The sequence below is a fragment of the Roseateles sp. genome (assembly GCF_047654785.1).
In the GTDB taxonomy this organism is placed as follows: domain Bacteria; phylum Pseudomonadota; class Gammaproteobacteria; order Burkholderiales; family Burkholderiaceae_C; genus Pelomonas.
This window is the reverse complement of the sequence record NZ_JASGKQ010000002.1, coordinates 598,816-615,712: the sequence shown is the minus strand read 5'-3', so window position 1 is coordinate 615,712 and position 16,897 is coordinate 598,816. Positions and strand designations below refer to the sequence as shown.

At 71.8% G+C, this 16,897-nt stretch carries 16 protein-coding genes; 9 read left to right on the top strand and 7 right to left on the bottom strand.

All coding sequences use genetic code 11. The features are described from left to right. The 4 genes from QM788_RS07285 to QM788_RS07270 form a co-directional block, all read right to left on the bottom strand. Entirely contained in the window at positions 1-3,102 is a 3,102-nt protein-coding gene (locus QM788_RS07285; RefSeq protein WP_415660819.1) for an efflux RND transporter permease subunit, read from the bottom strand. Then, the gene (locus tag QM788_RS07280; protein ID WP_415660818.1) at positions 3,099-4,310 is read right to left on the bottom strand and encodes an efflux RND transporter periplasmic adaptor subunit; all 1,212 of its coding nucleotides are present in this window, start codon (positions 4,308-4,310) and stop codon (positions 3,099-3,101) included. Before QM788_RS07280 ends, QM788_RS07285 begins: the two co-directional genes overlap by 4 nt. Before the next feature lie 106 nt (positions 4,311-4,416). After that, positions 4,417-5,325, bottom strand: coding sequence for a pseudouridine-5'-phosphate glycosidase (locus QM788_RS07275; protein WP_415660817.1), 909 nt, complete (start codon positions 5,323-5,325; stop codon positions 4,417-4,419). Beyond that, entirely contained in the window at positions 5,322-6,230 is a 909-nt protein-coding gene (locus tag QM788_RS07270; protein WP_415660816.1) for a PfkB family carbohydrate kinase, read from the bottom strand. The genes QM788_RS07275 and QM788_RS07270 overlap by 4 nt, the downstream gene beginning before the upstream one ends. Before the next feature lie 70 nt (positions 6,231-6,300). Here QM788_RS07270 and gph point away from each other — a divergent pair, with 70 nt between their 5' ends. After that, positions 6,301-6,969 carry a phosphoglycolate phosphatase gene (gene gph / locus QM788_RS07265; RefSeq protein WP_415660815.1) on the top strand — a complete coding sequence of 223 codons (669 nt, stop codon included), beginning with the start codon at positions 6,301-6,303 and terminating at the stop codon, positions 6,967-6,969. A gap of 8 nt (positions 6,970-6,977) precedes the next feature. On the opposite strand, the gene QM788_RS07260 is transcribed toward gph, so the two are convergent. After that, complete coding sequence (locus QM788_RS07260) at positions 6,978-7,574, bottom strand: chalcone isomerase family protein (protein WP_415660814.1); 597 nt, start codon at positions 7,572-7,574, stop codon at positions 6,978-6,980. A 260-nt stretch (positions 7,575-7,834) separates the two neighbouring features. Here QM788_RS07260 and trpE point away from each other — a divergent pair, with 260 nt between their 5' ends. From trpE to QM788_RS07230, 6 genes are all read left to right on the top strand, one after another. Next, complete coding sequence (trpE, locus tag QM788_RS07255; protein WP_415660813.1) at positions 7,835-9,319, top strand: anthranilate synthase component I; 1,485 nt, start codon at positions 7,835-7,837, stop codon at positions 9,317-9,319. 76 nt (positions 9,320-9,395) lie between these two features. Beyond that, positions 9,396-9,980 carry an anthranilate synthase component II gene (locus QM788_RS07250; RefSeq protein WP_415660812.1) on the top strand — a complete coding sequence of 195 codons (585 nt, stop codon included), beginning with the start codon at positions 9,396-9,398 and terminating at the stop codon, positions 9,978-9,980. Further along, the gene (gene ltaE, locus QM788_RS07245) at positions 9,977-11,026 is read left to right on the top strand and encodes a low-specificity L-threonine aldolase (RefSeq protein WP_415660811.1); all 1,050 of its coding nucleotides are present in this window, start codon (positions 9,977-9,979) and stop codon (positions 11,024-11,026) included. Before QM788_RS07250 ends, ltaE begins: the two co-directional genes overlap by 4 nt. Before the next feature lie 3 nt (positions 11,027-11,029). After that, positions 11,030-12,064, top strand: a complete 1,035-nt coding sequence (gene trpD / locus QM788_RS07240; RefSeq protein ID WP_415660810.1) for an anthranilate phosphoribosyltransferase — start codon at positions 11,030-11,032, stop codon at positions 12,062-12,064. Then, on the top strand, positions 12,064-12,855 hold the full coding sequence (gene trpC / locus QM788_RS07235) for an indole-3-glycerol phosphate synthase TrpC (RefSeq protein ID WP_415660809.1): 792 nt from the start codon (positions 12,064-12,066) through the stop codon (positions 12,853-12,855). Before trpD ends, trpC begins: the two co-directional genes overlap by 1 nt. 118 nt (positions 12,856-12,973) lie before the next feature. Further along, on the top strand, positions 12,974-13,660 hold the full coding sequence (locus tag QM788_RS07230; protein WP_415660808.1) for a uracil-DNA glycosylase: 687 nt from the start codon (positions 12,974-12,976) through the stop codon (positions 13,658-13,660). A gap of 26 nt (positions 13,661-13,686) precedes the next feature. Here the strand turns inward: QM788_RS07230 and QM788_RS07225 are convergent, their stop codons facing one another. After that, positions 13,687-13,890: a hypothetical protein gene (locus tag QM788_RS07225; RefSeq protein ID WP_415660807.1), complete on the bottom strand. Its 204-nt coding sequence runs from the start codon at positions 13,888-13,890 to the stop codon at positions 13,687-13,689. Positions 13,891-14,047: 157 nt separating this feature from the next. Between QM788_RS07225 and QM788_RS07220 the strand changes: the two genes are divergently transcribed. Next, positions 14,048-14,614 (top strand): thymidine kinase, encoded by a 567-nt coding sequence (locus QM788_RS07220; RefSeq protein ID WP_415660806.1) that lies wholly within the window; start codon positions 14,048-14,050, stop codon positions 14,612-14,614. A 152-nt stretch (positions 14,615-14,766) separates the two neighbouring features. Here QM788_RS07220 and QM788_RS07215 read toward each other — a convergent pair whose 3' ends face one another. Next, entirely contained in the window at positions 14,767-15,003 is a 237-nt protein-coding gene (locus QM788_RS07215) for a hypothetical protein (protein ID WP_056266878.1), read from the bottom strand. 178 nt (positions 15,004-15,181) lie between these two features. Here QM788_RS07215 and QM788_RS07210 point away from each other — a divergent pair, with 178 nt between their 5' ends. After that, on the top strand, positions 15,182-16,882 hold the full coding sequence (locus tag QM788_RS07210; protein ID WP_415660805.1) for an alkaline phosphatase family protein: 1,701 nt from the start codon (positions 15,182-15,184) through the stop codon (positions 16,880-16,882). Positions 16,883-16,897: the final 15 nt, after the last annotated feature.

Genomic DNA, 16,897 nt, shown 5'->3' with positions numbered 1-16,897 from the left:
TCACGCCGCCTTGCTGGCGAACTCGGCCACCTCGCGCGTGTCCGGCCCCGAGCCGCTGAAGCGGTCCAGCGCCAGGTAGATGACCGGCGTGATGTAGAGCGTCACCGCCTGCGACAGGATCAGCCCGCCCACCACCGCCAGGCCCAGCGGCTGGCGCAGCTCGGCGCCGGCGCCCAGGCCCAGCGCGATGGGCAGCGCGCCCATCAGCGCGGCCAGCGTGGTCATCATGATCGGGCGGAAGCGCAGGATGCAGGCCTCGCGGATGGCCTGGGCCGGCGCCATGCCCTGGTGGCGCTGCGCGTCCAGCGCGAAGTCGATCATCATGATCGCGTTCTTCTTGACGATGCCGATCAGCATGACGATGCCGATGGTGGCGATGATGGTCAGCTCCATGCCGAACAGCTGCAGCGTCAGCAGCGCGCCGGCCGCCGCGGACGGCAGGCCGGCCAGGATCGTCAGCGGGTGGATGTAGCTCTCGTACAGCACGCCCAGCAGCACGTAGATCACCGCCACCGCCAGGCCGATCAGCAGCAGCTGGCCGCCCTGCGAGTCCTGGAACACGGCCGCGTCGCCGCCATAGCTGGTGATGATGTTGGCCGGCAGCTTGATCTCCTGCGTGAACGCGGCGATCTGCTTCGTCGCGTCGCCCAGCGGCACGTTCGGCGCCAGGTTGAAGCTGATCGTGACGGCCTGCAGCTGGCCCTGGTGGTTGACCGCCGTCGGCCCCAGCGTGCGCTGCACGGTGGCGAAGGCGGTCAGCGGCACCTGGGCGCCGCCGCTGCCGCGCAGGTAGATCTTGTCGAACGCGGCCTCGCTGCTGCGGTCGGCGTCGCCCGCCTCCATGATGACCTGGTAGGTGTTGCTCTCGGCATAGATGCTGGACACCTGGCGCTCGCCGAACGCGCCGTACAGCGCGTTGCGCAGGTCCTGCATGTCCACGCCCAGCAGCGCGGCGCGCTCGCGGTCGATGACGAGGCTGGCCTGCAGGCCGCGCATCTGCGAGTCGCTGGTGATGTCGCGGAAGCGCGCGTCGCCGCGCAGCTTCTCCTGCAGCCGCGTGGCCCAGGTGCCCAGCTCGCCGGCCGACACGGCCTGCAGCGTGTACTGGTAGCGGCTCTTGCTCTGGCGGCCGCCCAGCTGCAGGTTCTGCACCGGGCGCAGGTAGACCTGGATGCCCGGCACCGCACGCAGCTTCTTGCGCAGGTCCTCCAGCACCTGCGGCATGGCCTGGCGGTCGCCGCGGGGCTTGAGGTTGATGAACATGCGGCCGGTGTTGCTGGCGCTGCCCGACGGGCCGCCGCCCACGGCGGAGCTGAGCGCGGCGACGTTGGGGTCATTGCGCACGATGGCCGCCACGCGCTCCTGCAGCACGGTCATCGCGGCGAACGAGGTGTCCTCGGCGGCCTCGGTGCTGGCCTGGATCTGGCCGATGTCCTCCTCGGGGAAGAAACCCTTGGGGATGGTGGCGTAGAACCACACGGTGGCGACGAAGCTCAGCACCGCGACGCCCAGCACCCAGGCGCGGCGGCGCAGCGCCAGGTCCAGCGTGCGCGTGTAAAAGCCGAGCGTGGCCGCGAAGCCGCGCTCGAACAGCCGGCCCAGCGCGCCGTCCTCGTGGTGCTCGCCGGCCTTCAGCAGCCGGCTGCACAGCATCGGCACCAGCGTCAGCGACACGACGGCCGAGACCAGGATGGCCAGCCCCACCACCACCGCGAACTCGTGGAACAGCAGGCCGATGACGCCCGGCATGAAGAAGATCGGGATCAGCACCGCCACCAGCGACACCGAGATCGACAGGATGGTGAAGGCCATCTCGCGCGCGCCGCGCACGGCGGCGTCGAAGGGCTTCATGCCGTCCTCGACGTGGCGGACGATGTTCTCCAGCATGACGATGGCGTCGTCCACGACCAGGCCGACGGCCAGCGTGATGCCCAGCAGCGAGATGTTGTCCAGCGAATAGCCGAGCGCGAACAGCAGCGTCAGCGCGCCGATCAGCGAGATCGGCAGCGAGGCCGCCGGGATCAGCGTGGCCACCGCGCGGCGCAGGAAGATGAAGATCACCAGCACCACCAGGCCCACGGTCAGCGCCAGCGTCAGGTAGACGTCGTGCAGCGACTCGCGGATGGACAGCGAGCGGTCGTTCAGCGTCGACATCTTGATGGACGCCGGCATCTGCTGCGCATAGCGCGGCAGCAGCGCCTTGACCTTGTCCACCACCTGCACCGTGTTCGCGTCGGGCTGGCGCTGGATGGCCAGCACGATGGAGCGCTCGCCCTGGTAGGTGGAGTAGGTCTTGCTGGTCTCCACGCTGTCCTGCACGTCGGCCACGTCGCGCAGGTAGACGGGCGCGCCGTTGCGCGAGGCCACCACCGTGCGGCCGAACTCGGCGGCGTTGCGCAGCTGGCGGTTGGCCTGGATGGTCAGCGTCTGGCGCGAGCCGTCCAGCACGCCCACCGGCGTGTTGGCGTTGGCCGCGCGCACCGCCGTCTGCAGCTCTTCCAGCGTGATGTTGCGCTGGTTCAGCAGGTCGGTGCGCACCTTGATGCGCACCGCGTAGCGCTTCTGCCCGTAGATGGACACCTGGGCCACGCCGTCCACCGTGGACAGCCCCGGCGACAGCAGGTTCTCCGCGTAGTCGTTCAGCTCGGTCAGGTCGATGGACGGCGAGGTCAGCGCCACCAGCAGCACCGGCGCATCGGCCGGGTTGACCTTGCGGTAGCTCGGCGGCGAGGTCATCTCGGCCGGCAGCGCGCGCAAGCTGCGGAACAGCGCCGCCTGCACGTCCACGGCCGCGTCGTCGATGTTGCGCGACGGGTCGAACTCCAGCGTCAGCGAGGTGTTGCCCAGCGTGTTCGTGGACGAGATGGTCTGCAGGCCGGCGATGGTGGAGAACTGCTTCTCCAGCGGCAGCGCGACGGACGAGGCCATGGTCTCCGGCGACGCGCCCGGCAGCGAGGCGCCGACGTTGATGACCGGCGTGTTGTAGGACGGCAGCGCGGCCACCGGGATACGGCTCCACGCGGCCAGGCCGGCGATGACCAGCGACAGGTTCAGCAGCACGGTCATGACCGGCCGCCGGATGAAGGCCTCCGTCAACCTCATGTGCCGCTGCCCGACGTGGCCGACGCGGCGCCCGAGCCGCCTGAACCGCCCGGGCCGCCCGCGCCGCCACCGGGCTGGCCGGCCTGAATGCGCAGCGGCGTGCCCGGCCGCAGGTTCTGCTTGCCGTCCATGACGACCTGCGCCGTCGCGTCCAGGCCCTCGACGATGGCCTGCTCGCCGATGGCCTGGCGCACCCGCACCGGCACCAGCCTGGCCGTGCCGTCGGGCGCGACGACGTACACCGAGCGCTCATTGCCGCGCATGATGATGGCGGCCTGCGGCAGCACCGTCACCCCCTGCAGCGTGCGCAGCGTGACGCGCACGCGCAGGTACTGGCCCGGCCACAGCGCCTGCGCCCGGTTGTCGAACTCGGCCTTGACCTTGATCGTGCCGGTGCTGGCGTCCACGAGGTTGTCCACCGCCGTGACGCGGCCCTTCACCGCCGGCGCCCCGCCGGGCATCAGGGCCTCCACGGCCAGCGCGCCGCCGCGCGTGGCGGCGAGCAGCGCGTCCAGCTGCGTCTCGGGCACGGTGAAGCTGACGGCGATCGGGTCCAGCTGCGCGATGTTGACCAGCGGCGCCGCGGTCGCGCTCGCCTGCACCAGGCTGCCCGGGAACACGCTGACGATGCCCGCCCGGCCGCTGATCGGCGCGCGCAGCTCGTTGTAGCCGGCCGTGACCTGCGCCGCCTGCACGGCCGCCTCGTCGCTCCTCACCAGCGCCCGGCCGGAATCCAGGCCGGCCTGCGCCGTGTCCACCGCGCTCTGCGCGATGAAGCCCTGCGCCTGCAGCTCCTGCGCGCGCAGGAACTGGCGCTCCAGGTCCTGCAGCGCGGCGCGGTCGCGCGCCAGCTGGGCCCGGGCGCGCTCCACGGCGGCCTGGTCGGCGCGGCCGTCGAAGCGGAACAGCAGCTCGCCCTTCTTCACGTCCTGCCCGTCCTTGACGAACACCTGCGCGACCGTGCTGGTGGTCTGCGCGCGCAGGTCCACGCTCTGCAGCGCGGTGACGGTGCCGCTGGCCTCGACGGTGACGGGCACGTCCGCCTGCGCCACCCGCACCACGCTCACGTTCTGCGGCGGCGGCGCGCTGGCCGCACCGGCCGGGGCGCCGGCAGCGGCGGGCGCGCCGTCGGCCTGGCGGCCGCAGCCGCTCAGCGCCAGGGCGGCCAGCAGCAGGCCGGCGGAGATCAGGGAAGGGGTCGGGCGCATGGGGCGGACCTGCCAGGGGTCGGAAGTCATGGGAAGGGGCCGGGAAGGCGCGCCAGCTTAGCCGGCGCGTTTTGCTCGCAGGTTGCTGCGCGCGTGCTTTTTGCCGTCAGCCCAGCAGCGCGCGGGCCAGGCGGGCGCCGGCCGCGGCGTTGTGCTTGACCAACGCGATGTTGGTGGCCAGGCTGCGGCCGCCGGTCAGCGCCTTGATGCGCGCCAGCAGGAAGGGCGTGACGGCCTTGCCGCCGATGCCCTGCGCGCCGGCCTCGGCCAGCGCCTGGCGCGTGATGGCGTCGATCTCCTCGCGCGGCATCGCCTGCGCCGCCGGCACCGGGTTGCTCACGACGACGCCGCCCGAGAGGCCCAGCGCCCACTTGGCGCGGATGAAGCGGGCCTGCTCGGCGGCATCGTCCATGCGGAAGTCGGCGCGCAGGCCCGAGTCGGGCGTGAAGAAGGCGGCGAAGTTGTCCTGGCCGATGGACAGCACGGGCACGCCATGCGTCTCCAGGTACTCCAGCGTCAGGCCCAGGTCCAGGATGGACTTGGCGCCCGCGCACACCACGGCCACCGGCGTGCGCGCCAGCTCCTGCAGGTCGGCCGAGATGTCGAAGCTCTCGTGCCCGCCGCGGTGCACGCCGCCGATGCCGCCGGTCACGAACACCTCGATGCCGGCCAGCTGCGCGCAGATCATCGTCGCGGCCACGGTGGTGGCGCCCAGGCGGCCGGTGGCGACGGCATAGGGCAGGTCGCGGCGGCTGAGCTTCATCGCGTCGGGCGCCTGCGCGAGCTGCTGCAGCTCGCCGTCCGTCAGCCCGACGCGGATGCGCCCGCCGATGACGGCGATGGTGGCCGGCACGGCGCCCTCGGCGCGGATGACGCCCTCCACCTCGCGGGCGGTGTCCAGGTTCTGCGGCCAGGGCATGCCGTGGGCAATGATGGTGGATTCGAGCGCCACGACGGCGCGGCCCGCCGCGCGGGCGGCCGCCACTTCGGGCGAGAGCTGGATCAGGTCGTTCATCGGTCGTCCAGGAAACTGGGGTTCAGGTCGGGGGACACGCTGTCCTCGGTCTGCAGCGTCAGCGCGGCGAGGGCCAGGCCCAGGCGGGCGGCGGTGTCGAAGTCGTCCGGCGCGCGCAGCAGCGCGGCGCACACGCCGGCCGCCAGCGCATCGCCCGCGCCGGTCACGTCCACCACCTCGACCGGCGGCGCCGGCCAGCGGCGCTGCGCCCGGCCGGGCACGCTGAGCAGCAGGCCGGCATCGCCCAGCGACACCAGCACGCAGCGCACGCCGCGCGCATGCAGCGCCGCCAGCGCGGCGTCCGGGTCCGCGGCGACGGTGGCCAGCTCGGCCGCGTTCAGCAGCAGCAGGTGCAGGCCGTCCAGCCGCTCGGGCAGGCGCTCCATCTTGGCCTCGGACACCGCCACGCCCACCAGCGGCGCGCCGCCGGCACGCGCCTCGTCCAGCAGCAGCTGCCAGGTGTCGGTGGGCAGGTTGCCGTCGGCCACCACCAGCGCCGCGCCGGCGCGCAAGGCCTTGCTGGCCGCCAGCGCCCAGGGGTTGAGCTGCTCCACCAGCGGCATCGACGCCAGGCTCAGGTGCAGGCTGCCGTCGGGCGCCAGCACGGCGGTGTAGCTGTCGCTGACGTGGCGGCGCAGCCGGATGACGGCGCGCGTGTCCAGGCCCACCTGCACGGCCCGCTCCAGCAGCAGCTGCCCGCCCGCGTCGTCGCCCACGGCCGCGATCAGCGCCACGGGCAGGCCCAGCCGGGCCAGGTTCTCGGCCACGTTGCGCACCACGCCGCCGGGCGTCTCATGCGCCTCGCAGGGGTTGGACGAGCCGGGCAGCACGCGCGCCAGCAGCCGCAGCTTGCGGTCGATGTTGAAGCCGCCGATGCAGACGACGGGGGCGGCGGGGGTGTGCATCGCGCGATTCTAGGAAGCCGCCCGGCCGCGGCCAGAATGCGCAGCCCCGTCCACGCCCCGAACGCCGCCCATGCCCCACCTCCCACCCCCGCCGCTGGCCTGCATCCTCGACCTCGACGGCACGCTCGTCGACACGCTGGGCGATTTCGTCGCGGCGCTCGGCCTCACGCTGGCCGACCTCGGCCTGCCGGCCGTGAGCCGCGAGTTCGTCGCGCACACCATCGGCCGCGGCGGCGAGCACCTGGTACGCGCGACGCTGGCCGAGGCCGGCGGCGACGCGGCGCTGTTCGACCGCGCCTGGGCGCTGTACCAGCGGCACTACGCCGCCGTGAACGGCGCGCACGCGGCGGTGTACCCGGGCGTCGTCGCGGCGCTGGACCGGCTGCGCGCGCACGGCCTGCCGCTGGCCGTGCTGACCAACAAGCCGGCCGCGCCGGCCGCCGAGCTGCTGAAGCGCACCGGCCTGGACGGCTATTTCGCCCACGTGTTCGGCGGCGACAGCTTCCCGCGCAAGAAGCCCGACCCGCTGCCGCTGCTGAAGACCTGCGAAGCCCTGGGCACGCCGCCCGCACGGACCTGGATGGTGGGCGACTCGCGCAACGACGCCGAGGCCGCGCACGCGGCCGGCTGCCCGCTGGTGCTGGTGACCTATGGCTACAACCATGGCGAGGACATCCTCGCCGTGCCGGCGCTGCGGCACCTGGACCGCCTGGACCAGGGCCTGCCGGCGCTGCTCTGAGCGCCGCGTCAGCGCTTGCGCCGGCCGCCCAGCAGCGCGTCCTTCAGGCCGTCGTCGGCCGGCTTGTCGCCCAGCCAGATGCGCAGCAGCGCCGAGAAGAACTCGGGCTCCTTGATCGGCTCGGCCAGCAGCGACTTGCCGTTCAGGCTGATCGCGGAGCCGGCGCCGGGGATGTAGTCCACCGAGAAGTTGTCGCCCGCCACCAGCGACTTGCGGCTGGCGAAGATCTCGCTGAGCCTGAGCACGCCGTTGATGGACTTGACGAACTCCTCGCGCGGCGCGTTGGCCTCCATGCCCTTGGTGAACAGCTTGCCGAACTCGTTGCCGTCCACCTCGCGCAGCATCTGGATGTGCAGGCGCTTCGGCCCGGGCGCGGCCAGCACCTCGGCGGTGCTGCCGGCCCGGCTGGCCAGGTACAGGCCGGCGGTGTAGACCTTGACGACGAACTTGTAGCGCACGCCGGCGCCGTTGAGCACCAGCTTCTGGCCCGCCAGCTCCGCCGTCGGCTCGTACTTCACGTTCGCCACTTCGACCGGCTGCCCCCGGACCGCCCCCGGGCCCAGGCCGGCTGCGGCCACCAGGGCCGCGACGATGAATGCGCGCATGTCCGTCTCCGTGTTCGCGGCGCGATAACTGCGCCTTCGCGGGCCGAAGTATGGCGCGCCTTGAAATACACTCGCCGCCACCATGTTCATCACGCGCAAGCACATCACGGGGTCGAGCGACCGGGGAGCCTGGCCCTGGCGTCGCCCGTCCGCTGCCGACTGATGCCGCTTGGCGCGCCCTGACGCGCTCCCGTCCGCGTTGCCCGTCCCCATGACCGGGCTGCACGCCAAGCCCTGAAGACCCGCTTCCAAGGTTTGACGTGATCACCGAACTCGAATTCCAGAGCCTCGCCGCCGAGGGCTACAACCGCATCCCGCTCATCAGCGAGGCGTTCGCGGACCTCGAAACCCCGCTGTCCCTGTACCTCAAGCTCTGCGCCGCCGGCCAGAGCCGCAACAGCTTCCTGCTGGAGTCCGTCGTCGGCGGCGAGCGCTTCGGGCGCTACTCCTTCATCGGCCTGCCGGCGCGCACGCTGGTCCGCGCCACCGGCATGCGCTGCGAGGTCGTCACCGACGGCGCCGTCGTCGAGACGCACGAGGGCAACCCGCTGGACTTCATCGCCGCCTACCAGGAGCGCATCAAGCCGAAGATCCCCGCCGGCCTGCCGCGCTTCTGCGGCGGCCTGGCCGGCTATTTCGGCTACGAGGCGGTCCGCGCCATCGAGAAGCGCCTGGCCGGCACGCAAAAGGACGGCGGCCTGGGCACGCCGGACATCGTGCTGCTGCTGAGCGAGGAGGTCGCCGTCATCGACAACCTGTCGGGCCGGCTCTACCTGATCGTCTGGGCGGACCCGCGCCAGCCCGAGGCCTATTTCCGCGCCACCAAGCGGCTCGCGCAGCTGCGCGACAAGCTGGCCTACTCGGTCAGCGTGCCGCGCGTGGCCCGGGGCGAGCCCCACCCCGCGCAGCGCAGCTTCGCCAAGGCCGATTACCTGGCCGCCGTGCAGAAGGCCAAGGACTACATCGCCGCCGGCGACCTGATGCAGGTGCAGGTGGGCCAGCGCATCGCCAAGCCCTACAAGGCCGAGCCGATCGCGCTGTACCGCGCGCTGCGGGCGCTGAACCCCAGCCCCTACATGTACTTCTACGACCTGGGCGACTTCCAGATCGTCGGCGCCAGCCCCGAGATCCTGGTGCGCGAGGAACACGCGGGCGACGGCTCGCGCAAGGTCACGATCCGGCCGCTGGCCGGCACCCGGCCGCGCGGCGCGACCGTGGAGCGCGACCTCGCGCTGGAGGCCGAGCTGCAGGCCGACCCCAAGGAGCGCGCCGAGCACCTGATGCTGATCGACCTGGCGCGCAACGACATCGGCCGCATCGCGCGCACCGGCAGCGTCAAGGTCACGCAGGCGTTCACCATCGAGCGCTATTCGCACGTGATGCACATCGTCTCGAACGTCGAGGGCGTGCTGCGCGACGACGTGGGCCAGCTCGACGTGCTGAAGGCCACCTTCCCCGCCGGCACGCTGACCGGCGCGCCCAAGGTGCGCGCGATGGAGCTGATCGACGAGCTGGAGCCCGTGCAGCGCGGCATCTACGGCGGCGCCTGCGGCTACCTGAGCTTTGCCGGCGACATGGACCTGGCGATTGCGATCCGCACCGGCATCGTCAAGAACGGCATGCTGTACGTGCAGGCGGCAGCGGGCGTCGTGGCCGATTCGGTGCCCGAACTGGAGTGGCAGGAAACCGAGGCCAAGGCGCGCGCGCTGCTGCGCGCAGCGGAACTGGTCGAGGAGGGGTTTTGATGAGCCCCCAAGTTCACTTCGTTCACTGCCCCCCACGGGGGCTGGCCTCCCTTGGGGCGGCCCGGCGGGAGGCCAAATGCTGCTGATGATCGACAACTACGACAGCTTCACGTTCAACATCGTCCAGTACCTCAGCGAACTGGGCGCGGACGTGAAGGTCGTGCGCAACGACGAGATCACCGTGGCCGAGATGGCCGCACTGAATCCCGACCACATCGTCTTCTCGCCCGGCCCCTGCACGCCCAACGAGGCGGGCGTCTGCGTGGAGGCCATCCGGCATTTCCTCGGCAGGAAGCCGCTGCTGGGCGTCTGCCTGGGCCACCAGGCGATGGGCCAGGCGCTGGGCGGCACCATCGTCCGCGCGCAACGCCAGATGCACGGCAAGGCCAGCACGATCACGACCGACCAGCGCGGCGTCTACACCGGCCTGCCGCGCGAGTTCAGCGTCATCCGCTACCACTCGCTCGTCATCAAGGAAGCGAGCTGCCCGGCCGTGCTGGAGATCACGTCGCGCAGCGACGACGGCGAGATCATGGGCGTGCGCCACCGCGAGCTGGCCGGCACGGCCACGCCGATGGAGGGCGTGCAGTTCCACCCCGAGTCCATCCTGTCCGAGCACGGGCACGCGATGCTGCGCAACTTCCTGGAGTTGCGGCCATGAGCGATTACGCGCCTGGTTCGGGCGACGGCAGTGGCCACGTGATTGCCGACCTGCGCAGCGACACCGTCACCCGGCCGATGCCCGCGATGCGGGAAGCCATCGCCCGCGCCGAGGTCGGCGACGACGTGTTCGGCGACGACCCGACCGTCAATGCGCTCCAGGAGCGCGTCGCCGCGCTGCTCGGCAAGGACGCCGCACTGTTCATGAGCAGCGGCACGCAGAGCAACCTGTGCGCGCTGCTGGCCCATTGCGGGCGCGGCGACGAGTACATCGTCGGCCAGCTCGCCCACGCCTACCGCTACGAGGGCGGCGGCGCGGCGGTGCTGGGCGGCATCCAGCCGCAGCCGCTGGACAACCAGCCCGACGGCACGATCAAGCTCGCCGACATCGCCGCCGCCGTCAAGCCCGATGACGCGCACTTCGCGCGCACGCGGCTGCTGGCGCTGGAGAACACCTGGAACGGCCAGGTGCTGCCCGCCGGCTACGTGGACGCGGCCTGCGAGCTGGCCCGCTCGCGCGGCCTCGCCACGCACCTGGACGGCGCGCGGCTCTTCAACGCCGCCGTCGCCTCGGGCCGCCCGGTGGCCGAGCTGGCGCGGCACTTCGACTCGGTGTCGATCTGCTTCAGCAAAGGCCTGGGCGCGCCGGTCGGCTCGATGCTGGCGGGCTCGCGCGAGTTGATCCGCCGCGCCCACCGCGCCCGCAAGATGCTGGGCGGCGGCCTGCGCCAGGCCGGCCTGCTGGCGGCCGCAGCCGACCATGCGCTGACCCACCACGTCGAGCGCCTGGCCGACGACCATGCGCTGGCCCGGCGGCTGGCCGAGGGCCTCGCGGCGCTGCCCGGCGTCACGGTCACACCACCGCAGACGAATATCGTCTTCGCCCAGGTGGCCGACGACCGCGGCCCGGCGCTGCTGGAGCACCTGCGCTCGCGCGGCGTGCTGGCCACCGGCCTGATCGGGCTGCGCTTCGTCACGCACCTGGGCGTCGATGCGGCGGGCATCGAGCACGCCATCGCCGCCGCCCGCGAATTTTTCGAGGTCTGAACCATGCCCATCACCGACACCGAGGCGCTGACCCGCGTCATCGAGCATCGTGAGATCTTCCACGACGAGATGCTGACGCTGATGCGCCGCATCATGGCCGGCGAGATGTCGCCCGTCATGGCCGCCGCGCTGCTGACCGGCCTGCGCGTGAAGAAGGAAACCATCGGCGAGATCACCGCCGCCGCGCAGGTGATGCGCGAGCTGTCCAACAAGGTGCCGCTCGCGCCGCAGCCGCATCTGGTCGATGTGGTGGGCACCGGCGGCGACGGCGCGCACAGCTTCAACATCTCGACCTGCTCGATGTTCGTCGCCGCGGCGGCGGGCGCGCAGGTGGCCAAGCACGGCAACCGCAGCGTCAGCAGCAAGACCGGCAGCGCCGACGTGCTGGAGGCGCTGGGCGCCAACATCCAGCTCAGCCCCCGCCAGGTGGCCGCGAGCGTGGCCGAGTGCGGCATCGGCTTCATGTTCGCGCCCAACCACCACCCGGCGATGAAGAACATCGCGCCGGTGCGCAAGGAGCTGGGCGTGCGCACGATCTTCAACATCCTGGGCCCGCTGACCAACCCGGCCGGCGCGCCCAACATCCTGATGGGCGTCTTCCACCCCGACCTCGTCGGCATCCAGGTGCGCGTGCTGCAGCGCCTGGGCGCGGAGCACGCGCTGGTCGTCTACGGCAAGGACGGCATGGACGAGATCTCGCTCGGCGCGACGACGCTGGTCGGCGAGCTGAAGGACGGCGCGGTGCGCGAGTACGAGGTGCATCCGGAGGACTTCGGCCTGCCGATGGCGAGCAACCGCAGCCTCAAGGTGGAAGGCCCCGAGCAGTCGCGGCAGATGCTGCTGGGCGTGCTCGAAGGCCAGGCCGGCCCGGCGCGCGACATCGTGCTGCTGAACGCCGGTGCGACGCTCTACGCGGCCAACGTGGCGGGCTCGATCGCGGACGGCATCGCGCGCGCGCGGCAGGCGCTGGACAGCGGCGCGGCGCGCGCCCGGCTGGACGCCTTCGTGAAGACCACGCAGGGGCTAGGGGCGCACTGATGGCCGACATCCTGAAGCGCATCGTCGAGGTCAAGTGGGAGGAGATCGCGGCGGCCAAACACAGACGCTCGCTCGCGTCCCAGCGCGAAGAGGCCGAGAGCCGCAAGGGCGAACGCCGCGGCTTCGAGCGTGCGCTGCGCGCCAAGGTCGCGGCGGGCCAGGCCGGCGTCATCGCCGAGGTCAAGAAGGCCAGCCCGAGCAAGGGCGTGCTGCGCGAGGACTTCCGCCCGGCCGCCATCGCCGAGAGCTACGCCCGCCACGGCGCGGCCTGCCTGAGCGTGCTGACGGACGAGCGCTTCTTCCAGGGCTCGGTCGGCTACCTGCGCGAAGCCCGCGCCGCCTGCGAACTGCCGGTGCTGCGCAAGGACTTCATGGTCGATGACTACCAGGTCATGGAAGCCGGCGCGATGGGCGCGGACTGCATCCTGCTGATCGCCGCCTGCCTGGCCGACTCGCAGATGGCCGACCTCGAAGCCGCCGCCCACGCCATCGGCCTGGACGTGCTCGTCGAGGTGCACGACGGCGACGAGCTGGACCGCGCGCTGCGGCTGAAGACGCCGCTGGTCGGCATCAACAACCGCAACCTGCGCAGCTTCGACGTGACGCTGGACACGACGCTCGGCCTGCTGCCGCGCGTGCCGGCGGATCGGTTGCTGGTGACCGAGAGCGGCATCCTCGGCGCGCCGGACGTGAAGCGCATGCGCGATGCGAACGTGAACGCCTTCCTCGTCGGCGAGGCCTTCATGCGCGCGTCCGACCCCGGCGCGGCGCTGGCACAGTTGTTCGGATGACGGCCTGCCCCTCGCCCACCCCCGCAGCGCTGGACGCGTGCGGGTCTGGTCGGTCCCCCGAGGGGCCGGCTTGGGAGCGGCCCGGCGCTCGGCCCGCAAGTTTCATGGAAGCACTGGCATGCGGCTGCCCCTAGACCTCCCCGACACCGACTGGCGCCCCGTCGTCGAAGCCTGGGCCGGGTCGCCCGCCGGACAGCGGCTGCAAGCCTTCCTGGCGGAGCGCGTTGCGGCCGGCGCGACGATCTACCCGCCCGAGCCGCTGCGCGCGCTGACACTGACGCCGCTCAGCGCAACACGCGTCGTCATCCTCGGCCAGGACCCGTACCACGGCGCCGGCCAGGCCGAGGGCCTGTCCTTCAGCGTGCCGGCCGGCGTGCCGCTGCCGCCCAGCCTGCGCAACATCTTCAAGGAGATCCAGCGCGACCTCGGCACGCCCTGGCCCAAGACGGGCAGCCTGGTGCGCTGGGCCGAGGGCGGCACGCTGCTGCTGAACGCGGTGCTGAGCGTCGAGGACGGCCAGCCCGCCAGCCACGCCAACCAGGGCTGGGAGCCGCTGACCGACGCCATCATCAAAGCCGCCGCCGAAGACCCTGCGCCCAAGGTCTTCATGCTCTGGGGCAGCTATGCGCAGGCCAAGGCGCCGCTGATCGCCGCGGCGCGGCAGGACCACCTCGTGCTGAAGGCCAACCACCCGTCGCCGCTGTCGGCGCTGAAGCCGCCGCGCCCCTTCATCGGCTGCGGCCACTTCTCGACGGCCAAGGCCTGGCTGGAGGAGCGCGGCCGGGGCGCGCCGCGCAAGGCCTGACGGCCTGAGGCCCGATCGCCGCCGCGCTACGGCAGCGTCTTGCAGCTGGGCTTGCAGACCACCTCGTTGCGGCCGAGCAGCCGGATGGACTGCAGGCTGGTCGGCGCGCGGTGCTTGCCGCACTTGAAGCAGGAGCGGGTGTGGCCACTGCCGAGGAAGGGCGAGCCGCCCACTTTCGACTGGTAGCGCAGGCCATCCTGGCGAACCGCGGTCACGGTGTCTTTGCTCATGCTGGGCAGGGGTGGGTGCGAAATGGGCATTGGGGCACAGCGCGGCGGCCGGCGCCATCTCGCAAGCCCGCGTTTTGCCGCAAAACACGGGCTTCCCCTACCCGCAAGCACGGGGTCGCCCGCCGGGGACAATGCGGCCGTCGCTCCTCACGCCCCCATGGCCAAGCTCTTCTTCCGTTACGCCGCGATGAACGCCGGCAAGTCCACCGCGCTGCTGCAGGTCGCGCACAACTACGAGGAGCGCGGCCACCGCGTGCGCATCTTCACCGCGCGGCTGGACAACCGCTACGGCCACGGCCTCGTCACGTCGCGCCTGGGGCCGCAGCGCCAGGTGGAGCAGTTCGACGACGACACCGATTTCATCGCGCTGATCGACCACAGCGGCCCCGGCATCGCCTGCCTCCTCGTGGACGAGGCGCAGTTCCTGTCCAAGCGCCAGGTGCAGCAGCTGCACGAGCTGGCGCACCTGCGCAACCTGCCGGCCATCTGCTACGGCCTGCGCACCGACTTCCGGGGTGAGCTCTTCCCCGGCTCGGCCACGCTGCTGGCGCTGGCCGACGAGATGGACGAGATGAAGACCATCTGCGACTGCGGCCGCAAGGCGACGATGAACATGCGCGTGGACGCCCACAACCGCAAGGTCACCGAGGGCGCCCAGGTGGAGATCGGCGGCAATGCGCGCTATCGCTCGGTCTGTGGCAGGTGCTTCCGCCAAGGCGGCTGACCAGCCCCTGGGCCCGAGCAGGGCGTAGTGCCTGCTGGCGCCGCCGCCGGGCCGCCCCAAGGCGGCGCTGCGCGATTCCTTGAGGGGCCATCGCCCGTCAAGGAATCGCCCCCCTCGGGGGGTGGGCCAGCGTACCCGCTGGCCCGGGGGCCCTATTTAGCGGCGATCTGCGCGTCCAGCTCCTTGCAGGACGGCGAGCACACGGGCTGCGACTTGCCCAGCAGCTTCTTGGACTTGAGCATCGCGCGCGGGCGGTGTTTGCCGCAGAGGAAGCAAGACATCGTCGCGGCGCCGAAGGAGGAGGTCGCCGCGAACGGCGAGCCGGGAGCTTTGGAGCGGTAGCGCAGACCATCCGCTTCGATGGTGGTCTTGGTGGTTTCTTTGGCCACGCTGGTCCTGTCGAAGAGTGTTGTGAGAGGGAAGCGCGCGGGCAGACGCGCGGGCCCCGTATTTTCCACGATGCGCGAAGCCCCCGGGCTAGGGCTTTCAACCACCCCCGCGCCGGCCGGCTTTACAAGCCAGACATTGGGACGACGTAAGCTCGCGCACCCCTGTCACAAAACCGTCATGATGAACTCCCGCCGCCGCCTATTGAGCCTGGCCCTCGCCGCTGCCGCCTCGACACTGTTCAGCGCCTGCAGCACGCCCCCATCCGCCACGGTGCCGCCACGGCAGGCGCAGCAGGCGCCGAAGCTGCTGGTCCTGGTGGTCATCGACGGCCTGCCCATGCGCCAGGTCACCGGCTACCGCGACCTGCTCGCGCCGGACGGCTTCGCCCGCTTCCTCGACCACGGCCGCTGGTTCTCCGATGCGCACTACGCCCACGGCCACACGGTCACGGCGGCCGGCCATGCGGTGATGCTGTCCGGCGCCTACCCGCAGCGCAGCGGCATCATCAGCAACGAATGGCGCGACCCCGCCACCGGCGCCCCCGTCTACAACACCGGCGACGCCGCCTACCGGTACATCGACAGCCCGACCGCCCCGCTGGCCGGCACCAGCCCGCGCAGCCTGAAGGTGGAAACGCTGGGCGACGTGCTGCGCACGCGCTCGCCGGCCTCCAAGGTGATCGGCATCTCCGGCAAGGACCGCGGCGCCATCCTGCCCGCCGGGCACAAGGGCACGGCCTACATGTACATGAGCGAGACGGGCCGCTTCGCCTCCAGCACCTACTACATGGCCGCCCACCCGCAATGGGTGACCGACTTCAACGCCGCCAAGCCCGCCGACGCCTTCTTCAAGAAGGCCTGGACGCCGCTGCTGCCCGGGTTCGACTGCCCCCAGACCACGTCCGCCTGCGCCTACGCCCGCTCCGTGCCGGACGGCCAGCCCTGGCAGGTGGCCAGCGGCAACGGCAACCGCCTGCCCGCCGTGCTGGGCGACAAGATGGACGCGCCCGGCCCGCGCTTCTACGGCAACATCCTGCCCTCGCCCTTCGGCGACGAGCTGACGCTGGCCTTCGCCCGCGCCGCCGTGAAGAACGAGCAGCTGGGCCAGCGCGGCGTGCAGGACATCCTGTCGGTGAGCCTGTCCAGCCACGACTACATCAACCACGCGTTCGGCCCCGAGTCCCGCCTGTCGCAGGACCACCTGCTGCACCTGGACCGCCACCTGCAGGCCTTCTTCCGGTTCCTCGACCAGACCGTGGGCGCCGGCAACTACGTGCTGGCGCTGACGGCCGACCACGGCTTCACCGACACGCCCGAGTGGGCCGCCACGCAGGGCCGGGACGCCCACCGCTTCGCCGGCGCGGTGTCGCTGGCGGTGGTCAACACGGCGCTGAACGAGAAATTCGGCGTCGCCCAGCTGGCGCGCGGCTTCTCCGCCGCCGGCCTGCTGCTGAACGACGCGCTGATCGCCGAGCACCGGCTGAACGCCGCCGACGTGCAGGCCACCGCCCGCGACGAACTGCTGAAGCTGCCCGGCGTCGCGGCCGTGTTCACGCGCGAGCAGCTGCTGGGCACCGACACGGCGACGCCCTACCTCGACGCCATGCGCAAGTCCTTCGACCCGACCCGCGCCGCGCCGCTGCAGATCGTGCTCAAGCCGCACTGGATCTACAGCTACCGCCCCGGCGGCAGCACGCACGGCAGCCCCTACCGGTACGACACCCACGTGCCGCTGCTGTTCTGGGGGCCGGGCTACGTCGGCCAGGGCGAGATGAAGAACCGCGTCGAAGTGGCCGACCTGGCGCCCACGCTCGCCGGCATCGCCGGCCTGCCCGCGCCGGCCCAGGCCCAGGGGCACGACCTGAAGCTCAGGCCCTGAGCGCCGGCCCCCCCG